Source organism: Limosilactobacillus rudii (assembly GCF_014145455.1).
Taxonomy (GTDB): domain Bacteria; phylum Bacillota; class Bacilli; order Lactobacillales; family Lactobacillaceae; genus Limosilactobacillus; species Limosilactobacillus rudii.
Genome location: NZ_JACIVB010000030.1, coordinates 1 through 237, shown reverse-complemented (window position 1 = coordinate 237; position 237 = coordinate 1). Strand labels below are relative to the sequence as shown.

Annotated in this window: 1 rRNA gene; it reads left to right on the top strand. The window is 54.0% G+C overall.

Going from position 1 to position 237, the window contains the following annotated elements:
• Positions 1-237: ribosomal RNA gene (locus tag H5S39_RS01880) — 16S ribosomal RNA — on the top strand; the annotation flags it as partial.

Genomic DNA, 237 nt, shown 5'->3' with positions numbered 1-237 from the left:
TGCCAGCATTAAGTTGGGCACTCTAGTGAGACTGCCGGTGACAAACCGGAGGAAGGTGGGGACGACGTCAGATCATCATGCCCCTTATGACCTGGGCTACACACGTGCTACAATGGACAGTACAACGAGTTGCGAACTCGCGAGGGTAAGCTAATCTCTTAAAGCCGTTCTCAGTTCGGACTGCAGGCTGCAACTCGCCTGCACGAAGTCGGAATCGCTAGTAATCGCGGATCAGCA